This window comes from Dyella sp. (assembly GCF_035503745.1).
Lineage (GTDB): Bacteria > Pseudomonadota > Gammaproteobacteria > Xanthomonadales > Rhodanobacteraceae > Dyella_B.
On sequence record NZ_DATJTC010000011.1, the window covers coordinates 1 to 19,344 of the forward strand.

Sequence of the window (19,344 nt, forward strand, 5' to 3'; positions counted from 1 at the left end):
ACCAGGTGGACCGCCTCGTTCTCCTGCAGCCAGCCGTTCTCGACCGCCTGCTTGTACAGCGTGGTGCCCGGATACGGTGCGGCCAGCGACACCTGGATGGTGTGCGGGTTGATCTCTTTGGCGAACTGGATCGTCTTGTCGATCGTTTCCTTGGTTTCGCCCGGCAGGCCGAGGATAAAGGTGCCGTGGATGGTGATGCCAAGTTTGCGGCAGTCCTCAGTGAAGCGGCGCGCGATATCGGTGCGCAAGCCCTTCTTGATGTTGTGCAGGATCTGGTCGTCGCCCGACTCGTAACCGACCAGCAGCAGGCGCAGGCCGTTTTCCTTCATGATCTTGAGCGATTCGAAGGGCACGTTCGCCTTCGCATTGCACGACCAGGTCCAGCCCATGGCGCCGAGGCCGCGCGCGATCTCATGCACGCGATCCATGTTGGAGCTGTCGGTGAAGGTGTCGTCGTCGAACATCAGCTCCTTCACTTCGGGCATGTTCTCCTTGATCCACTTTGCTTCGGCCAGCACGTTGGCGGCCGAGCGCGTGCGATAGCGATGACCGCCGACGGTCTGCGGCCACAGGCAGAAGGTGCACTTGGAACGGCAGCCGCGGCCGGTATAGATCGACACGTACGGATAGTTGAGATAGCCGATGAAGTAGTTGCTGATCGTCAGATCGCGCTTGTAGATCGGCGCCACGAATGGCAGGTCGTCCATGTTCTCGATCATCGCGCGCGGCGGATTGTGCTGCACGGTGCCGTCGGCAAGGCGATAGCTGATGCCGGTGATGCTTTCGAACGGACGGCCTTCGGCCACTTCCTTGCAGGTATAGTCGAATTCTTCGCGCGCGACGAAATCGATCGCGGGCGAGGCGGTGAGCGAGCCGCTCGGATCGACCGCGACTTTCGCGCCGACCAGGCCCACGATGGCCTTGGGATTGCGTTCCTTCAGCAGCTCGGCGAACTTCGCGTCCGTCGGGAAGGAGGGCGTGCTGGTGTGGATGATCACCAGCTCGTATTGCTGGGCGATCTTGAGGCTGTCCTCGACCGAGATCTCGTCGGCCGGCGCGTCGAGCACGCGCGAGTCGGGGATCATCGCGGCCGGCTGGGCCAGCCAGGTCGGATACCAGAAGCTCTTGATCTCACGTTTGGCCTGATAGCGCGAACCGGCGCCGCCATCGAAACCGTCGAACGAGGGAGCTTGCAGAAAAAGCGTTTTCATTACCAATAACTCCTGCGGGGGCAGTCATCCTGCTCAGGGGCAGCAGACAGTTCAGGAACAAAGTCGGACAAAGCTAATTTTAAGGCGCTGAACCGTCGCCTCGAGCATGCAATACCTGACCGCGCCATTTTACCTGCCAACCGGCCAGGGCGATTGCCCATTCCATCAGCAATAAGGCGTCGCGGAGGGGAATCAAGAGGACGTCATGCCAGGCGAAGGCGTCATCACGGGGGCGCCGCTGCAAAAAGTGTAGCAAAACCCGCGCCCCGCCACCGAGCAGGACGAGGGCCAGCGTAACCGCACCGGGCGCCAGGCACAGGCCCAGCACCAGCAATGGGGTGGTGAAACACACGAAAGTCATCGCAAAACCCCACGGCGCCAGGGAGCGGATGGTGCGCAGCCAACGTACTTCATGGTCCCACAAAGCTTTCAACTGGCTTTCAGCGACGTCCGTACCGACCACCACGTCCGACAGCACCGTACGCAATCCGGCGCGCCGCGTCAGCTCGCCCAGCCAGAAGTCGTCGGCCAGCGTGTTGCTGAGCGCCTCCAGGCCGCCGATCGCCACCAGCGCGTCGCGGCGCAGGCAGATGGTCGAGCCAAAGGCGAAGCGCGTCGAACCGAAGGCGTGCGACAGGCGTACCGATGGCGCAAACCAGTCGTCGATGAACAGGCGGCCAAGCCGCGACCAGAACGAGGGGCCGGGCACGCCGTGGTAAAGGCAGGTGACGATGCCCACGCCCGCATCGGCCAGCGGCGCGGTGACGCGCGCGAGGTAATCGGCCGGCACGCTGATGTCGGCATCGGCCAGCACCAGCCAGTCGTGGCTGGCGTGCGCAAGCATGTTCAGCAGATTGCTGACCTTCAGGTTCGCGCCGTACACGCGCGGATCGATGACCAGGGCGATATCGCGCCCGGGAAATTCCGCGCGCAGCCGCTCCACCACCGCGATGGCCGGATCGTCCGGGTCGCGCACGCCGAACACCAGTTGGTAGGACGGGTGGTTCTGCACGCAGAAGCTGCGCAGGTTTTCGTACAGCCGGGGCTCGGCGCCATGCAGTGGCTTGAGCACGGTGACCGGGCGCAGGGCGCGGTAGTCGATGCGGGCCGCCGAGGCGCGCGGCACGCGCAGAATCGCCCACAGCGCCACGCACGCATAGCCTGCGGCGGCGAAGGCCAGTGCGATGCCGAGCCCATGGAGAATGGCGATCCAGGTTGGAGACATGGGCGGTTATGCTACAGGCTGCCACTTTAGGGGAATCGGCGGACATTGGGTCCGCCCATCCATCACGCAAGGAGGGGGCGATGATTTGGGCACGTCTGGCACGCGCATCCCGTCTCATGGTCCTGATCGCGTGGGTGTTGTTGCTGTTGGCCGGGGCGATCGCCCCGGCCGCGGCCGACGACGGCGTGGACGACCTGCCCGCCGCCTCGGGCATCGTGGGCGACTGGCTGGTGGAAAGCCGCGACGCGGTGATCCGGATCGAGCGCGTGGGCGACCAATACCAGGGCACCATCCTGTGGCAACTCCACGACACCTATGGCCCGCAAGACGGCCCCGAGCTCAACGGCAAGATCGTCACCGACCGCAACAATCCCGACCCGGCCCTGCGCGGCCAGCCGCTGACCGGCTTGCACCTGCTCAAGGGGCTGCACTACGACATGGCCGATAACAAGTGGGTCGGCGGGCGCGTTTATAATTCGGAGAATGGAAAGACCTACAATTGCATCGTGCGGCTGCGCGGGCCGGACCGGCTGGTGCTGCGCGGTTACATCGGCATTTCCCTGCTAGGCGGCAACACCACCTGGACCCGGGTCACGATGAAGAGCCCAGGCCAGGGCGGCTTGCCCTATGTAATTGATAAATAAAAAATAATTGGCTGTTTTTTTTGCTACCCCTCCCCCCGCGGAACACTATGAATCGAGAATTTCGAGCCGATGCGTCCGGCCCCTTGCATGCTGCCTCGCAGGCCCAGCCCAACATCGCGCTGGTCAAATACTGGGGCAAGCGCGATGCCGCGCTGAATCTGCCGGCGGTGGGCTCCATTTCGATCACGCTGGACAGCCTGTGGACGCGCACCGAGGTGCGCTTCGTGCCCGGGCAGAAGGGCGACCAGGTCAGTCTCAACGGGCGCAGCGACGAAGCCGAGGCCAAGCGCATCACCGCCTGCCTGGATCTGCTGCGCCAGCGCGCGGCGGTCGATTGGGGCGCCCAGGTGGCCAGCCGCAACAACTTTCCCACGGCAGCGGGCCTGGCTTCCTCGGCCTCCGGTTTCGCCGCGCTGGTGCATGCGGGCGCCAACGCGCTGGGCCTGGCATTGAGCGAGGCGGAGCAGTCGGTGCTGGCGCGCCGCTGCTCGGGTTCGGCGGCGCGTTCCATATTCGGCGGCTATGTCCAATGGGCGCATGGCCGGCTGGCCGATGGCACCGACTCGGTGGCCGAACCGCTGCTCGCCGCCGGCGCCTGGCCGCTGCGCGTGGCGGTGGCGATCACCTCCAAGGCGGCCAAGCAGGTCGGTTCCAGCGAAGGCATGCGCCGCACTGCGCAAACCTCGCCTTATCAATCGGCGTGGGTCGATACGCAGGAAGCGGACCTGGCCGTTGCGCGCGACGCGATCCTCGCGCGCGATTTCCAGGCGCTCGCGCAGATCTCCGAATACAGCTGCCTGAAGATGCACGCGCTGGCCATGGCCGCGCAGCCGGGCCTCTTGTACTGGAACGGCGCCACCATGGAATGCATGCATCGCGTGCGAGCGCTGCGCCAACAGGGCTTGCCGGTGTTCTTCACCGTGGACGCGGGTCCGCAGCTGAAAGCCGTGTGCGAGCCGTCCGCGATCGAGCAGGTCAAGGCGGCCTTGCGCGATGTTCCCGGCGTGCTCGACGTGCTCGATACCGGCCTGGGCGAGGGGGCCAAGGCGATCGCGCCCGAGTTGGTGGAGGCATGATGGACATTGTCGCGAGCGCACCCGGCAAGCAGGTGCTGCTGGGCGATTACGCCGTACTGGAAGGCGCGCCCGCGCTGGTGCTGGCGGTCAATCGCCGGGCCCAGGCGCGCATCACCTCGCGCGAGGACGGCGCCTGCACGGTGTCCGCACCCGATCTGGACATCCGCGATGCGGCGTGGACGATCGATCGCAACGGCGCGCTGGCGTGGCAATGCGATGCGGCTATCGCCGCCAAGCTCAGCCTGGTCGAGCACGTGTGGAGCGGCCTGTTGCAGCAGGGCCTGGCGCCGCGCGCCGGGCAGGGCCTGGACATCCAGCTCGATACTTCGGGTTTTTTCCACGGCGAAGGCGCGGCGCGCGTCAAGCTCGGGCTTGGTTCCAGCGCCGCATTGACGGTTGCGCTCGCATCCGCGCTGGCCACTTGCGCGGGCCACGCCGATGCGTGGGCCGATCGCGCGCAGTGGGTATGCCGCCTGTTCGACATGCACGGCGGCTGGCAAGGTGGGCGCGGCAGCGGTGTTGACGTGGCCGCGGGCGTGGCCGGCGGCTTGATCAGTTATCAGTTGCAGGGCCAGGCGCGCACCCCGCATTTCGCTCACGAGGCATGGCCCGTGCAGGGCGTGCACTGCCTGTTCGTGTGGTCGGGTCAATCGGTGTCCACCGCCCATTCGCTCAAGCACCTTGCACAATGGCGCAGCACGCATGGTGCCGACTACGCATCGCACATGGCCCGCCTCGGCGCGATTTCGGCGGCGGCGGTGCGCGCGCTGCGCGAACGTCAGACGCAATCTTTCATTGGCCTGACGAAAGACTACGCCGCGGCGCTGAAGGGTTTCGGCGAGGCCTGTGGCCTGGAAATCTATTCTGCCGCACAAAAACGACTCGCCGAGATGGCGGCCCAGGCCGGGGTCAGCTATAAGCCCTGCGGTGCCGGCGGCGATTTCGGCGTGGTTTTTGCCGAGGACTCGGAAAGGTTGGCGACATTTGAAGGCGCCATTGTGCGCGCTGATATGCATGTGATCCCCCTCCCACTTGATTCCCAAGGGGTCAGTTGCCATATGCGTCAGGTTGCAGGCTCGCCGCTCAAGGGTCTCTGACGTGATCGCCCCCGTATTTAAACGTCATGGCCGGCGTACGACATCCAACGTCCGCGTGACGGTGTGCATCCATCTTGAACTATCCGGAGTAGCCAAGGCATGAGTGCCGAATCATCGAGTGCCGAACGTTCCCGATTCCCCGCGTTCTACAAACTCTCCGTATCCGACCGCGTCCGCGTCATCCATGAGCGCGGCTGGCTGTCGGCGGAGGATTACCAGGCGCTGGTATCCGGCGAGCACACGCTGAAGATCCACAAAGCCGACAAGATGATCGAAAACGTCGTCGGCGTGATGGGTCTGCCGGTGGGCCTGGGATTGAACTTCCTGGTCAACGGCCGCGACTACATCGTGCCGCTGGTGGTGGAAGAGCCGTCGATCGTGGCGGCGCTGTCGTCGGCCGCCAAGGTGGTGCGTGGCGCGGGCGGTTTCACCGTGGAGAGTACCGAGCCGGTGCTGATCGGCCAGGTACAGGTGGTCGACGTGCCGCATCTGTCGCACGCCAAGGCCGCGCTGCTCCAGCGCAAGGACGAGATCCTGAACCTCGCCAACAGCCTGCATCCGCAGATGGTGGCGCGCGGCGGCGGGGCGCAGGATCTGGAAGTGCACGTGCATGCGCGCGCCGAAGGCGGCGACATGCTGGTGGTGCACCTTTTGGTCGACACGCGCGACGCAATGGGTGCCAACCTCGTCAACACCATGTGCGAGGGCATCGCCTCGCTGGTGGAGACGATGACCGGCGGGCGCGTGTTCCTGCGCATTCTTTCCAACCTCACCGATCGTTCGATGGTGCGCGCGCGCTGCGTGATCCCGGCCGAGCATCTCACCGGCAAGGGCTTCACCGGCGAGGAAGTACGCGACGGCATCGTGCTCGCCAACGAGTTCGCCAGCATCGACCCGTACCGCGCCGCCACCCACAACAAAGGCATCATGAACGGCGTCGATGCCGTGGCGCTGGCGACCGGCAACGACTGGCGCGCCATCGAGGCGGCCGCGCACGCCTATGCCGCGCGCGGCGGGCGCTACACCTCGCTCACCCGCTGGTACAAGGGCGAGAAGGGCGAACTGATCGGCGAACTCGATATCCCGATGAAGGTCGGCATTGTCGGCGGTCCGCTGCAGTCCAACGCCACCGTTGCGCTCGACCTGCGCCTGCTCGGCGTCAAAACCGCGCGCGAACTGGCCGAAGTGATGGGTGCGGTCGGCCTGGCGCAGAACTTCTCCGCCCTGCGCGCGCTGGTCACCGAAGGCATCCAGCAAGGACACATGACGCTGCATGCGCGTAGCGTCGCCGTCGCCGCGGGTGCCACGGCGGAAATCTTCGACACCGTCGTGGAGCGCCTCGTGGAAAGCGGCGAGATCAAGATCTGGAAAGCGCAGGAGATCGTCGACCAGGTCCGCAAGGAGTCGCGCGGTGTGCCCGAAGCGACCGAGCAGCCGGCGATCGACCATCGTGCCTGCGGCCACGGCAAGATCATCATGCTTGGCGAACATGCCGTCGTCTACGGCAGCCACGCCATCGCCGCGCCCGTGCCGCTGGCCGTGCGCGCGATCGCGCAGGACACCAAGTCCGGCGGCGTGGACATGTTCATTCCGCGCTGGGGCGTGGAATACCGCCTGCACCGCGACCCGGCGCACCGCGATTCGTTCCAGCGTTCGCTGGGCATCATCTTCGACGAGCTTGAGCTCACCGAGCGCTCGATGCGCATCGAAGTGTTTCCCAACGTGCCGCGCGCAATGGGCCTGGGCGGTTCGGCGGCGATGGCGGTGGCGGTGATCCGCGCACTCGACCAGCACTACAAGCTGGAACTCTCCGACGAGGAGATCAACGCGCTGGCGTTCCGCTGCGAGGAAGTCGCGCACGGTTCGGCCTCCGGCATCGACAACACCGTGGCGACCTACGGCAAGCCGCTGCTGTACAAGCGTGCGGCCAAGTCGGGCGACGCGCCGATGGTGCGCGAACTGCACCTGCCCAAGCGCATTCCGCTGGTGATCGGCATCAGCGGCAAGGAAAGCCTCACCGCCGTGACGGTGGGCAAGGTGCGCAGCGCCTGGCAGCGCAATCCCGCGCTGTACGACGGCATCTTCCAGCAGATCGACGGCCTCACGCTGCAAGGCGTGGAAGCCATGCAGCAGTACGACCTGGAACGCCTGGGCGATTTGATGAACATCTGCCACGGCCTGCTCAACGCGTTGCGCGTGTCGAGCTGGGAAGTGGAAGAGCTGGTGCAGATCGCGCGCGAGCACGGCGCGCTCGGCGCCAAGCTCACCGGCGGCGGCGGCGGCGGCTCGATCGTCGCGCTGTGCCCGCAGAACCGTGAAAAAGTGGCGGCTGCGATGCGCGATGCCGGCTATCAGGCGATGGAGGTCGACATTGGATAACCAGGAACTGGAACGTCAGGAGTGGCGCGACTCGCGGGAAGTGGTTTCCTTCGACGACGAGCCGCTGATCCTGGTCGATGCGGACGACCGTGAGGTCGGCTTCCTCGACAAGGCCGCCGCGCACGTGGGCAAGGGCACCTTGCATCGCGCGTTCTCGCTGTTCGTGTTCAACGCCAAGGGCGAACTGCTGCTGCAGCAGCGCGCACCCGGCAAGCGCCTGTGGCCGGGCTTCTGGTCCAACACCTGCTGCAGCCATCCGCGCCGCGGCGAGGCCATCGACTCGGCCATCCACCGCCGCCTGCGCGAAGAACTGGGCCTGGCCTGCGAACTGGAGTTCCTGTTCAAGTTCCAATACCAGGCGCAATTCGATGCCGAGGGCGCCGAGCATGAACTGTGCTGGGTATACGCCGGCCGCAGCGATGCCGCGCCGACGGTGAACGTGAACGAGATCTCGGGCCTGCGCTACATCGCCCCCGATGCGCTGGATGCGGAAATGGCCGCCCAACCGGAGGCGTTTACGCCCTGGTTCAAGATCGAATGGGCCCGCATCCGCCGTGACCACGCGCACGTGTTTGCGCCGCGGTCGGCAGCTTAGGCGGGCCAGACATAACGGTAACCGGGCGGGTGGCTTATACTTGGCCATCCGCAAGACTTGTAAGCGCTTGATGCGCAAGCGTCCCCAGTCCCGGGGTCAGCCCGCATCACCCGCATTGACGTACTGGAGAATCCTTTGGGTATTCCACTTATTCAGCAGACCACGATCGCACGCTACATCCTCGGCAAAAAGCTGAGTGGCCAGAAGCGTTATCCCCTGGCCATGATGTTGGAGCCGCTGTTCCAGTGCAATCTGGCATGCGCGGGCTGCGGCAAGATCGACCAGCCCAAGGAAATCCTGCAGAAGCGCATGAGCGTGGAGCAGGCCCTGGCCGCCGTGGACGAATGCGATGCGCCGGTGGTGTCGATCCCCGGCGGCGAACCGTTGATCCACAAGGATCTGCCCAAGATCGTCGAAGGCATCGTGGCGCGTAAGAAGTTCGTGTACCTGTGCACCAACGCGATCCTGCTGCCCAAGCACATCGACGAATACAAGCCCTCGCCCTACTTCACCTGGTCGGTGCATCTGGACGGCCTGGAGAAGCAGCACGACAAGTCCGTGTGCATGGACGGCGTGTTCGAGAAGGCGGTTACCGCGATCAAGCTGGCGCTGTCCAAGGGCTTCCGCGTGACGGTCAACTGCACGCTGTTCAACAGCGAGCCGCCGGAAGAAGTGGCCGACTTTTTCGACTACGCGATGGAACTGGGCGTGGAAGGCATTACCGTGTCGCCCGGTTACAGCTACCAGCATGCGCCGCGCCAGGACGTGTTCCTGGGCCGCACCGAGAGCAAGCAGCTGTTCCGTGACATCTTCAAGATCGGCAAGGAACGCAAGCGCAAGTGGGCGTTCAACCAGTCGGCGATGTTCATGGATTTCATCGCGGGCAACCAGGCCTACCAGTGCACGCCGTGGTCCAACCCCACGTACAACATCTTCGGCTGGCAGAAGCCGTGCTACCTGCTGGTCGACGAAGGCTACGCCAAGACCTACAAGGAGCTGATGGAAGACACCGAGTGGGACAAGTACGGCGTGGGCATCAATCCCAAGTGCGACAACTGCATGGCGCACTGCGGCTTCGAAGGCACCGCCGTGGACGACATGTTCGCCCACCCGCTGAAGGCGCTGAAGGTGTCGATGTTCGGTCCGCGCACCGATGGCCCGATGGCGCCGGATCTGCCGGTGAAGTACGGCGATCGCGCCGACGCCACCGCCATCAAGATTCCGATCAGCTCGATCCAGCGTCGCAGTGCGGAAACGACCAACCAGGCCAATCACTGATCACCAAAAGGTAAGCGCTGCCACCGATGGGCACACTGGAATGGGTTGCCGCGTCGATACCGGCAGTGATGTGGGTGGGGTTGCTGCTGGCACCATGGCACCCCTGGAGTACCCGCGAACGGATTGAACCGGACCCGCACGCCGGGCCGGTCGATCTGAGCGAGATAACCGTACTGATTCCCGCACGCAACGAGGCCGACGTCATCGGCCTCACGCTCGCGGGCCTGCAAGCGCAAGGCAGCGGTTTGCAGGTGATCGTGGTGGACGATCAATCCAGCGATGCCACCGCGCAGGTGGCGGCTTCTTTTCCCAACACGCGCGTCGTCAGCGGCCAGCCCCTGCCGCAAGGCTGGGCCGGCAAGCTGTGGGCGCTGGAGCAGGGCAAGGCGCACGTGCGCACGCCCATGACCTTGCTGCTGGATGCCGATATCCAGCTGCAGCCGGGCCTGCTGGCCGCATTGCTCGCGCACAAGCTTGGCGACAATCGTCAGTTCGTCTCGCTGATGGCGGACCTGCGCCGCACCAGCTTCTGGGATCGCCTGCTGCTGCCGGCGTTCGTCTACTACTTCAAGTTGCTGTATCCCTTCTCGATCGCCAACTCCAGCTCGCGCCTGGTCGCGGCGGCGGCGGGCGGCTGCATCCTGGTCGATACGCAGGCACTGGAGCGCGCCGGGGCGTTCGCCAGCCTGCGCAACGCGCTGATCGACGACTGCACGCTCGCGCGACAGGTCAAGAACGCCGGCTACCGCACCTGGCTGGGCCTGAGCCGCGGCGTGGTGAGCCTGCGCCCCTACGGCACCCTGGGCTCGATCCACGACATGGTGGCGCGCTCGGCCTTCACCCAGCTGGGCTATTCCACCGTCGTCCTGCTGGTGGTGACGGTGCTGTTCGCCCTGGCTTACGGCCTGCCGTTCGTCGTGCTGGGCTGGCCGCAGGCCTGGCGCCTGGGCGTGATCGCGCTGGTGGCGAGCATGCTGAGCTACCTGCCGATGCTGCGCTATTACCGCATGAGCCTGGCCTGGGCGCTGCTGCTGCCGGTCGGCGCGGCGCTGTACCTGGGCATGACCTGGAGTTCGGCTATCCGCTACTGGCGCGGCGTGCGCTCGCGCTGGAAAGATCGCACCTACAGCACCTGAGGCAGGCGCCGTCGGCACGCCTGTGACGATGGTCGGGCTTGGAAGATGGGGGCGCTCTGGCTAAAGTCGCAGGTTACCTGTTCATGCCCCGCCAGCCGGGTCCGCCATTCTTGGGGAGCGTCCATGCCTCGTTTACGTCTTCTGGCCATCGCCACGTCGATCGGCCTTGCCGCCTGCTCGCAGGCACCCCATAACACCGCCAGCGCGCCGGCACCGTCTGCCAGTGCGTCCGCTTCGGCCGCGACCGCCCCGGCCAGCAATCCGTTCTTCACCGCCAGCACGCTGCCGTACCAGGCGCCGCCGTTTGACAAGATCAAGGATGCCGATTACCAGCCCGCGCTCGAAGAGGGCATGAAGCAGCAGCTCGCCGAGGTGGACAAGATCGCCAACAACCCCGAGCCGCCGACGTTCGAGAACACCTATGTGGCGCTGGAAAAATCCGGCGTGCTGCTCGATCGCGTGGAGCGCGTGTTCAACGCCATCACCGCGGCCAACACCGACGACACGCTGGAGAAAGTGCAGGAAGACGAAGCGCCCAAGCTCGCCGCGCACCAGGATGCGATCACCCTCAACGACAAGCTGTTCCAGCGCATCCAGGCCGTCTACGACCAGAGAGATTCGCTCAAGCTCGATCCGGAATCGCTGCGCCTGATTGAAGTGGTGCATCGCAACTTCGTGATGGGCGGCGCCAAGCTGTCCGCCGACGACAAGGCCAAGCTGAAGGATCTCAACAAGGAAGAGTCCACGCTTGAAGCGCAGTTCAACAACAAGTTGCTCGCCGCGACGAAGAACGGCGCGCTGGTCGTGGACGACAAAGCCAAGCTTGCCGGCCTTTCCGACGAAGATATCGCCGCTGCCGCGCAAGCGGCCAAAGATCGCAAGCTCGACGGCAAGTGGGTGCTGACGCTGCAAAACACCACCCAGCAGCCGCTGCTGCAGGATCTCACCGACCGCGACACGCGCAAGGCCTTGTTCGAAGCTTCATGGACACGCGCCGAAAAAGGCGACGACAACGATACCCGCGACATCATCGAACGCCTCGCACAACTGCGCGCGCTGAAAGCCAAGCTGCTGGGCTTTCCCAACTACGCCGCGTGGACGCTGCAAGACCAGATGGCGAAGACGCCCGAAGCGGTGATGGGCTTCATGGCCAAACTCGCGCCCGCTGCCGTGGCACGCGCGAAGATCGAAGCGGCCGACATCCAGAAGCAGATCGACAAGGACCAGGCCGCGCTGCACCAGCCAAGCTTCAAGCTTGAGCCGTGGGATTGGGAGCACTATGCCGAAGAAGTGCGAAAGGCCAAATACGATCTGGACGATGCGCAGATCAAGCCGTACTTCGAACTCAACGACGTGCTGCAAAACGGCGTGTTCTTTGCCGCCAACCAGCTTTACGGCCTGACCTTCAAGGAGCGCAAGGATATCCCGGTCTACCAGCCCGACGTGCGCGTGTTCGAAGTGTTCGACAAGGACGGCAAGTCGATCGCGCTGTTCTACTGCGACTACTTCAAGCGCGACAACAAGAATGGTGGCGCATGGGAGGACAACTTCGTCGGCCAGTCCAAGCTGCTGGGCACCAAGCCGGTGATCTACAACGTCACCAACTTCACCAAGCCGCAGCCGGGCCAGCCGGCGCTGCTGTCGCTCGATGACGTGGTGACCATGTTCCACGAATTCGGCCACGGCCTGCACAGCATCTTTGCCGATGAAGAGTACCCGACGCTGTCGGGCACCAACACCGCACGCGATTTCGTGGAGTTCCCCTCGCAGTTCAACGAACATTGGGCGACCGATCCGAAAGTCTTCGCCAACTACGCGAAGAACTACAAGGACGGTAGCCCGATGCCGCAGGCGCTGGTCGATAAGATGAAGAAGGCCGGCCTGTTCAACAAGGGCTACGACATGACCGAGCTGGTCGCCGCCGCGATGCTCGACATGAACTGGCACATGCTCGGCGCCGACGCGCCCAAGCAGGACGCCGATGCCTTCGAAGCGGCATCGCTGAAAAAGGATGGCGTGGATCTTTCCTACGTGCCGCCGCGCTACCGTTCCAGCTACTTCCTGCATATTTGGAGCAATGGCTACTCCGCCGGCTACTACGCGTACTTGTGGACGCAGATGCTGGCCGACGATGCCTTCGAAGACTTCAAGCAGCATGGCGGTCTCACCCGCGAAAACGGCGACCGCTTCCGCGACATGATCCTTTCGCGCGGCAACACGGTGGAGCTGTCCAAGCTGTACAAGGACTGGCGCGGCCAGGATCCGAGCATCGACCCGATGCTGATCGATCGCGGGCTCAAGCAGGGTCCATCCAAGTAAGGCGTTCGCGCAGCGAGCGTCTCAAGACGGGCTGGCGTGCGCCAGCCCGTTTTTTTGCGCGACGCACACGCAACGTCGGTGCGTCACCCTTACGCGCTCGCGCGGGATTGCAGGGACTCCGAAGATTTTCAGGCCATTGCGAACATGTTTTTTAACAGAGTGCCGATTACGTCGATGAGCGCGGACGGCCCCGTGCCTATTTTCGGACACGATCATCTTGGCGATGATGCGCTCTACCGCATCGACACGCGTGGCATGCGCCGGCTGGATGCCTACTGAAGGCGCCTATGGCGCGAACGAAACCCACGCGGACAGCGCGCAACGTGGCCGCGGTCGCATCGACTGGCAGGATGGCCTTCGCGCTTGGGCGCCGCCCTCGGCCGGCGCGTCGTCCAGCCCATCATTTTCATCGAGTCCTTGAGACGTTGCGGGGCGCTCGGATCGCGCCGACGCGTTGCCGCGGTCAATTCAACGCACGGCTCACGCCGGCCGACCTGATCCGGCCCGGGCAGATGCCGCTCACACGCTTGAACAGGCGCCTGAAAGCCGCCTCGCTGCTATAACCCAACTGCTCGGCGATCGAGGCCACCGACACCTGCCGGTCGCGCAACAGGCGTTCGGCCACGCTGACGCGCCATTGCGTGACGTATTGCATCGGCGGCACTTTCATCAGCTGCGCAAAGCGTTCGGCGAACGCCGAGCGCGACATGCAGGCGAGCGAGGCCAGTGTTTGCATGGTCCATGGCTGGCCGGGATTTTCGTGGATCGCCTGCAGCACTTTGCAGATGCGCGCGTCGGCCAGTGCCGCGAACAATCCGCGCTGGTCGGTGTTGCGGCTGGCGTAGTCGCACACGGCGAGCGTGAACAGCGTGTCGGCGAGCTTGTTCAGCAGCACGCGGCGGCCGGGCAGGCCGGAGTTGACCACGTCGACCATCATGTGGGTGAGATGCTTGAATACGTGATCGGCCTGCAGCGCCCGCACCACAAAGCAACTGGGCAGCGCGTGGCTGAGCGGATGCGGCGTGCGGCTGGAAAAGTGCAGTTCGCCGCAGATCAGGCTGGTTGTGGCCGCGCCGTTTTCGTGCAGTGAGCGCAGGGAGTGCGGATCGCCATGCGGCAGCAGCACCAGATCCCCCGTCTTCAGGTGCAAGGGTTCGCGCAAGGCCGGGCTCTCGACCAGGCATTCGCCGGCCCCGACCAGATGGAACAGCCCGCAGTCCTCGCGCGGCTCGTCCATGAACCAGGAACCGCAGTAATCCAGTTCGCCCACAATATCGACCCGTAGCATCGACTCGCTCAGCAGTGACTCCAGCGCCGGTGCGACGGGGGGCGGACATCGGCTATCGGCGAGCGTGGCGCTGTGTTCGAAGGACATGGCGAGCTTCCGTGGCTTGGCGTTATATCATTCGCTGCCGCCGGATGCAGGTTACATGGCGCCATCAAAAAGGGTCAGGGCAGGACCCAGCCGTGGATCAGGCCGGCCCCGAGCCAGCGGGTCAGCAAGGCCACCATGCGCGCCATCGCGGCCGCTTCGCCGTGGTGGCCGGCCAGGCTTGCGCAGAGCGAGGCGAAGGTTTCGCCCTGGATGGCCGCGCCGAGCACTTGCCATTCGTCGTCGTCCAGCCGGCGGTAATGCACGCCGGTACCCAGGCGCCACACCAGCAGCTGGCGCGGCTGGGCGTAGCGGCGAAGGTGCGGGCGCCGGCCGTTGCGGTCGGCGGCACGGCGGAAGGCATCGGTGTTGTAGACGCAGGCCAGTACCTGCAGGTTGTGCTGCAGCGTCAGCCGCAACCCCGCCCAGGAGGCGGGCGGCACGGCGGCAAGGTCGGCCACGCCGATATGCGATTCGTCGGCCGCGTCGAACGCCGTGGACATCGCCCAGTCCAGCTTCGCCATTTCCGCCAGTTGCGGCTTTTCACGCCACGGATGCGCGTAGGCGAGAAATCCGGGCAGACCCGAACCATGCCAGCGGATGTTGTAATGCTCCGAAGGGTGTGCGGCGACGTACTTGTCGAGCAGACTTTCGAAGCGTGCACCGGCCATGCATTGCAAGCCGGCGAATTCCACTTTCAGGGCATCGCGCAGGCGGATGCGGTAGCCGTGGCGATACACCTCCAGGCGGCTGGATGCATCGGCGATGGCGTCATCGCGCACCATCTGCGGAGGCCGGCTTTTTTCGGCCAGTACGGCCTGCAGCATCTGTTGCTGGATGGCCTGCAGTGAACTCACGCCGCGTCCTTCAGCAGCGGTTCGGCCAGCGCGCGCGCGCGCTCCAATTCGGCCATCAGCTCCGACAGCGGCGGGAAGTTGTCGTCGCGTTCGATCATGGTGGAGATGCGGCCGAAGCGGCGCACCGCTTCCACGTAGAGATCCCACACCGCGTGGGAAACGGGTGCGTCGTGGGTATCGATGATCAGCCGCTCGCCCTGCTCATAGCCGGCCAGATGGAACTGCTGCACGCGCGATACGGGAATGCCGCGCAGATAATCCAGCGAGGAGAAGCCATGGTTCTTCGCGCTGACATGCACGTTGTTGATGTCCAGCAGGATCAGGCAATCGGCCCGTTCGGCCACGGCGGCGAGAAATTCCCACTCGCTCAGCTGCGAATCGGCGAAGCTGATATAGCTGGAGACGTTTTCCAGAAGGATGCGCCGCTTGAGCAGGTCCTGCACGCGCTTGACGCGGTCCACCACGTGCGCGAGCGCTTCTTCGGTGTAGGGCAACGGCATCAGGTCATGCAGATTGACGCCTTGCACGCCGGTCCAGCACAGGTGATCGGACACCCAGGCCGGTTCGATGCGCTTGGCCAAGGCGGCCAGGCGGGCGAGGTAATTTTCGTCCAGCGGATCGGTGCTGCCGATGGACAGCGATACGCCGTGCATCACCAGCGCGAAGCGTTCGCGAAAGCGTTCCAGCCAGACCAGCGGCAGGCCGCCGCCGACCATGTAGTTTTCCGATACGACTTCCAGCCACTCCACCTTGCCGGGGTTGGCCAGCAGTGCTTCGTAATGCTCCACGCGCAGGCCCAGGCCGTAGCCCAGATAGGGAAGTGGGCCGGGGCGTGGCGGGGACGAGGGTGCCATGGCGTCACTCACTTGAGCGGGAAGAGGCGGATGCGCCAGGCGGCGCACCCGCCGGGGACATCACTTCTTGGCGGCGGCCTGCGCGGCGGCGCAGTCGGCCTGGGTCTTCTGCATGGTAAAGCCCTGGCCCTTGCACGCGTTCTGGCCCTTGCAGGAGTTGGTGGCCTGCTTGCATGCACCCTGGCCCTTACAGGACGACGAGTTCACGCACTTGACCATCGCCTTGTCGCCAGCCGGCGCACTGCCTGCCGGTGCGGCGGACACCGCGGCAGCGGCGAACAGACCGGCCACCATCACGGCCATGGCGCTGGCGTTGACTGTCTTGATGTTCATGATTCTGGCTCCGTAAAAAGTTGGCGTTCGCCACATGGCGGCGCTGGGGCGTCTGGTCCGCACGCGCAGGCTGGGCCTGTACAGCCGGATTCGACGGGAACATTGTGTTGCCGCGCCTGTTCCATGGCTGCGCCCACGCATCCTGCTTTTATGCCCGATCGTCTGGTTCGCGTTCGAGGTCCTTCGCTCCGGACCCAGGGATAGAAAGGCTGGACGCTCGAACATGGTGGGCATCGCGGGGCGGACGCATCATGCGCTCAATTCACCGACGGGAATATGTGCAATGCGTCAATTCATCGCGACAAAAGCTTCCTGGGCACTAGACGTGCTGCACAGCGGGCGCTGGCTGGGGCCGCTGGTGGTGCGGCTGGTATTTGGCTATTTCTGGCTGGAAACGGGCATTGCCAAAGTACATAACCTGGCAGGTTTCACCCAGCGCTTCGTGGGCTGGGGCATCCCGCATCCGGCCTTCAGTGCGGCGCTGTCGGCCTGGACCGAACTGCTCGGCGGCCTGTTGCTGATGCTGGGCCTGTTCACGCGGCTGGTGAGCATTCCGATGATCATCAACATGGCGGTGGCGGTGACGCTGGTGGTGTCGAGCAACCTGATGGGCCTGGACGATTACGTGGAGGCCGACGAAGTGGTCTACTCGCTGATCTTCTTCTGGTTCCTGATGGCCGGCCCCGGCAAGGCCAGCCTGGATACGCTGGTGGCGCGCTGGCTGGGCATCAAGACGCGCGATTGAGCCGATGCGGTCGATCGGGCGCGCCGGGTCAGGCGCCCGATCACGCGCACCCGATCAGGCGGTCAGTGCACGAGAAACGACAGCAGCAGCTTGATCGCGATCGTCCACATTACCAGGGCGATCAATACATCCAGTACGCGCCACGCCAGCGGTTTGCGAAACACCGGGGCGAGCAGGCGCGCGCCGAACGCCAGCGAAAAGAACCACACCAACGATGCCGTGGCCGCACCGAGCCCGAACAGTGCGCGCGGCCACGGTGCCGGCCAGGCCGAGGCAAGGCTGCCGATCAGCAGCACAGTGTCGAGATAGACGTGAGGGTTGAGCCAGGTGAATCCGGCGCAGGCGGCGAGCACGCCCCAGATGCTGCCGGTGTCGCCATGCGTATCGGCCTTCAATGCATGCGGACGCAGCGCGCGGCCAAACGCCTGCACGCCATACCAGATCAAGACCAGCGCACCTGCGCAGGCGATCAGCATCAGCAGGCGCGGGTGCCGTCCCGCGGCCATGCCCACTCCGCCCACGCCGGCGGCGATCAACAGCGCATCGGAAAGCGCGCAGAACAGCGCCACCGGCAAGCGATGCACTTGCAACAAGCCCTGGCGCAGCACGAAGGCGTTCTGCGCGCCGATCGCCACGATCAGCGACGCGCCAAGCAATAGCCCGGACAGGAAAGGCGCATGCGCCGACGCAGCGGCGATCAATACGCGAATTCCTTGAACACCCGGTCCACGCTACCGTTCCACGCGCCGTGGAACAGTTCGAGCTTGCGCTCGGCCGGCGTCTGGTTGGCGTCGACGATCTCGGCCAGCGGCTGCAAGAACACGCTTTCGTCAGCGCCATGACGATTGAGCCGATGACGGCGCTTTAGCCCGTGTGCGGCAATGGACAGCGTCTCGCGCGCCAGGTCGCGCACCGTACCCTGGCGGAACGGCAGCTTCAATCCGTGCCTGGGTACGCCGTCGCGCAATGCGTGGCGTTCTTCCCGGCTGAAATCCTTGACCAGATCCCACGCCGACTGCAGGGCATCGTCGTCGTACAGCAGGCCCACCCACAGCGCGGGCAGCGCGCACAGACGGTTCCATGGACCGCCATCGGCGCCGCGCATTTCCAGGTACTGCTTCAGGCGTACTTCCGGAAAGGCGGTGGTCAGGTGATCGGCCCAGTCCTTCATGGTGGCGCGCGTGCCGGGCAGCGCGTCGAGCGTGCCGGCCATGAAGCGTTTGAAGTCCTGGCCGGCCAGGTCGATGTACTGGCCGTTCTGGAAGCTGAAATACATCGGCACGTCGAGGATGTAATCGACGTAGCGCTCGTAGCCAAAGCCCTGCTCGAACACGAAGTCGAGCATGCCGGTGCGGTGGGCGTCGGTGTCGGTCCACACGTGCGAGCGATACGACAGAAAGCCGTTGGGCTTGCCTTCGGTGAACGGCGAATCGGCGAACAGCGCGGTGGCGATCGGCTGCAGCGCAAGGCTGGTGCGGAACTTGCGCACCATGTCGCCTTCGCTGTCGAAATCCAGGTTCACCTGCACGGTGCAGGTGCGCGTCATCATGTCCAGGCCGAGCGAGCCGACCTTGGGCATGTACTGGCGCATGATCTTGTAGCGGCCCTTGGGCATCCAGGGCATGTCCTCGCGCGCCCATTTGGGCTGGAAACCCATCCCCAGGAAGCCCAGCCCCAGGCCGTCGGCGATGGAGCGCACCTCTTCCAGGTGCGTATTCACTTCGCGGCAGGTCTCGTGGATGTTCTCCAGCGGCGCGCCGGAAAGCTCTAGCTGGCCGGCCGGCTCCAGCGTAATGTTGGCCTTGCCGCGGGTCAGCGCGACCGGGGTATCGCCCTCGCGCGCGATATCCCAGCCATAGCGCGCGGCCAGGCCCTCCAGCAGCGCGCGGATGCCGCGCTCGCCTTCGAAGGCCGGTGGGCGCAGGTCGTCGGTGCGGAAGCCGAATTTCTCGTGCTCGGTGCCGATGCGCCAGGCCTCGCGCGGTTTCTCGCCGGCGGCCAGGTAGTCGATCAGCTGTTGGCGGCCGTGAATGGGGGTGCTCTTGACGGCACTGGGTATGGACACGGGGACGAGCCTCACGGGAGTGGCCTCCGACTATGGAGGCGCCGCGCCGCCACGAAAAGGGGGGAGCGCGAAAAAAATTGAACGTGACAGTACAGCTACAGGGACGGTGGCCGAACCGGTCACCGCCTCCCGCTCACACCTTGGTACGAAACCGCGGC

The 19,344-nt window shown here is 64.9% G+C and carries 18 protein-coding genes; 10 read left to right on the plus strand and 8 right to left on the minus strand.

Going from position 1 to position 19,344, the window contains the following annotated elements; translation table 11 throughout:
- Positions 1-1,211, minus strand: a 1,211-nt coding sequence (gene hpnJ, locus VME63_RS03930; protein WP_325430464.1) for a hopanoid biosynthesis associated radical SAM protein HpnJ, incomplete at its 3' end; no start/stop codon positions are given.
- Between the two features lie 79 nt (positions 1,212-1,290).
- Positions 1,291-2,436, minus strand: a complete 1,146-nt coding sequence (hpnI, locus tag VME63_RS03935) for a bacteriohopanetetrol glucosamine biosynthesis glycosyltransferase HpnI (protein WP_325430466.1) — start codon at positions 2,434-2,436, stop codon at positions 1,291-1,293.
- Between the two features lie 80 nt (positions 2,437-2,516).
- Here hpnI and VME63_RS03940 point away from each other — a divergent pair, with 80 nt between their 5' ends.
- The 9 genes from VME63_RS03940 (at position 2,517) to VME63_RS03980 (ending at position 13,239) form a co-directional block, all read left to right on the plus strand.
- A complete protein-coding gene (locus VME63_RS03940; RefSeq protein WP_325430469.1) occupies positions 2,517-3,080 on the plus strand; it encodes a DUF2147 domain-containing protein in 564 nt (187 codons plus the stop codon).
- 47 nt (positions 3,081-3,127) lie between these two features.
- On the plus strand, positions 3,128-4,156 hold the full coding sequence (gene mvaD / locus VME63_RS03945; RefSeq protein WP_325430470.1) for a diphosphomevalonate decarboxylase: 1,029 nt from the start codon (positions 3,128-3,130) through the stop codon (positions 4,154-4,156).
- On the plus strand, positions 4,153-5,253 hold the full coding sequence (locus tag VME63_RS03950; RefSeq protein ID WP_325430472.1) for a hypothetical protein: 1,101 nt from the start codon (positions 4,153-4,155) through the stop codon (positions 5,251-5,253). Before mvaD ends, VME63_RS03950 begins: the two co-directional genes overlap by 4 nt.
- Positions 5,254-5,352: 99 nt before the next feature.
- A complete protein-coding gene (locus VME63_RS03955; RefSeq protein ID WP_325430474.1) occupies positions 5,353-7,632 on the plus strand; it encodes a hydroxymethylglutaryl-CoA reductase, degradative in 2,280 nt (759 codons plus the stop codon).
- Complete coding sequence (gene idi / locus VME63_RS03960) at positions 7,625-8,227, plus strand: isopentenyl-diphosphate Delta-isomerase (RefSeq protein WP_325430476.1); 603 nt, start codon at positions 7,625-7,627, stop codon at positions 8,225-8,227. Before VME63_RS03955 ends, idi begins: the two co-directional genes overlap by 8 nt.
- A 135-nt stretch (positions 8,228-8,362) precedes the next feature.
- Positions 8,363-9,505, plus strand: a complete 1,143-nt coding sequence (hpnH, locus tag VME63_RS03965; protein ID WP_325430478.1) for an adenosyl-hopene transferase HpnH — start codon at positions 8,363-8,365, stop codon at positions 9,503-9,505.
- Positions 9,506-9,531: 26 nt separating this feature from the next.
- Entirely contained in the window at positions 9,532-10,641 is a 1,110-nt protein-coding gene (locus tag VME63_RS03970; protein WP_325430480.1) for a glycosyltransferase, read from the plus strand.
- A 123-nt stretch (positions 10,642-10,764) separates the two neighbouring features.
- A complete protein-coding gene (gene dcp / locus VME63_RS03975) occupies positions 10,765-12,960 on the plus strand; it encodes a peptidyl-dipeptidase Dcp (RefSeq protein WP_325430482.1) in 2,196 nt (731 codons plus the stop codon).
- Positions 12,961-12,996: 36 nt separating this feature from the next.
- Positions 12,997-13,239 (plus strand): hypothetical protein, encoded by a 243-nt coding sequence (locus VME63_RS03980; RefSeq protein WP_325430484.1) that lies wholly within the window; start codon positions 12,997-12,999, stop codon positions 13,237-13,239.
- Positions 13,240-13,423: 184 nt separating this feature from the next.
- Here VME63_RS03980 and VME63_RS03985 read toward each other — a convergent pair whose 3' ends face one another.
- From VME63_RS03985 to VME63_RS04000, 4 genes are all read right to left on the minus strand, one after another.
- Positions 13,424-14,335, minus strand: a complete 912-nt coding sequence (locus VME63_RS03985; RefSeq protein WP_325430486.1) for an AraC family transcriptional regulator — start codon at positions 14,333-14,335, stop codon at positions 13,424-13,426.
- 74 nt (positions 14,336-14,409) lie between these two features.
- Entirely contained in the window at positions 14,410-15,189 is a 780-nt protein-coding gene (locus tag VME63_RS03990; RefSeq protein WP_325430487.1) for a DNA-binding domain-containing protein, read from the minus strand.
- Positions 15,186-16,043, minus strand: a complete 858-nt coding sequence (locus tag VME63_RS03995) for a DUF692 domain-containing protein (protein WP_325430489.1) — start codon at positions 16,041-16,043, stop codon at positions 15,186-15,188. The genes VME63_RS03990 and VME63_RS03995 overlap by 4 nt, the downstream gene beginning before the upstream one ends.
- Before the next feature lie 60 nt (positions 16,044-16,103).
- Entirely contained in the window at positions 16,104-16,376 is a 273-nt protein-coding gene (locus tag VME63_RS04000; protein ID WP_325430491.1) for a hypothetical protein, read from the minus strand.
- A gap of 283 nt (positions 16,377-16,659) precedes the next feature.
- Between VME63_RS04000 and VME63_RS04005 the strand changes: the two genes are divergently transcribed.
- The gene (locus VME63_RS04005) at positions 16,660-17,121 is read left to right on the plus strand and encodes a DoxX family protein (protein WP_325430493.1); all 462 of its coding nucleotides are present in this window, start codon (positions 16,660-16,662) and stop codon (positions 17,119-17,121) included.
- 62 nt (positions 17,122-17,183) lie between these two features.
- On the opposite strand, the gene VME63_RS04010 is transcribed toward VME63_RS04005, so the two are convergent.
- Positions 17,184-17,822: a LysE/ArgO family amino acid transporter gene (locus tag VME63_RS04010; protein ID WP_325430495.1), complete on the minus strand. Its 639-nt coding sequence runs from the start codon at positions 17,820-17,822 to the stop codon at positions 17,184-17,186.
- A complete protein-coding gene (locus VME63_RS04015) occupies positions 17,819-19,186 on the minus strand; it encodes a glutamate--cysteine ligase (protein WP_325430497.1) in 1,368 nt (455 codons plus the stop codon). The genes VME63_RS04010 and VME63_RS04015 overlap by 4 nt, the downstream gene beginning before the upstream one ends.
- Between the last annotated feature and the right edge of the window lie 158 nt (positions 19,187-19,344).

Coding starts and splice junctions, on each gene's coding strand:
- VME63_RS03970 (WP_325430480.1), top strand. CDS start 9,532: ATGGGCACACTGGAATGGGTTGCCGCGTCGATACCGGCAGTGATGTGG.
- VME63_RS03950 (WP_325430472.1), top strand. CDS start 4,153: ATGATGGACATTGTCGCGAGCGCACCCGGCAAGCAGGTGCTGCTGGGC.
- dcp (WP_325430482.1), top strand. CDS start 10,765: ATGCCTCGTTTACGTCTTCTGGCCATCGCCACGTCGATCGGCCTTGCC.
- hpnI (WP_325430466.1), bottom strand. CDS start 2,436: ATGTCTCCAACCTGGATCGCCATTCTCCATGGGCTCGGCATCGCACTG.
- VME63_RS03985 (WP_325430486.1), bottom strand. CDS start 14,335: ATGTCCTTCGAACACAGCGCCACGCTCGCCGATAGCCGATGTCCGCCC.
- mvaD (WP_325430470.1), top strand. CDS start 3,128: ATGAATCGAGAATTTCGAGCCGATGCGTCCGGCCCCTTGCATGCTGCC.
- VME63_RS03995 (WP_325430489.1), bottom strand. CDS start 16,043: ATGGCACCCTCGTCCCCGCCACGCCCCGGCCCACTTCCCTATCTGGGC.
- VME63_RS03940 (WP_325430469.1), top strand. CDS start 2,517: ATGATTTGGGCACGTCTGGCACGCGCATCCCGTCTCATGGTCCTGATC.
- VME63_RS03955 (WP_325430474.1), top strand. CDS start 5,353: ATGAGTGCCGAATCATCGAGTGCCGAACGTTCCCGATTCCCCGCGTTC.
- VME63_RS04000 (WP_325430491.1), bottom strand. CDS start 16,376: ATGAACATCAAGACAGTCAACGCCAGCGCCATGGCCGTGATGGTGGCC.
- VME63_RS04005 (WP_325430493.1), top strand. CDS start 16,660: ATGCGTCAATTCATCGCGACAAAAGCTTCCTGGGCACTAGACGTGCTG.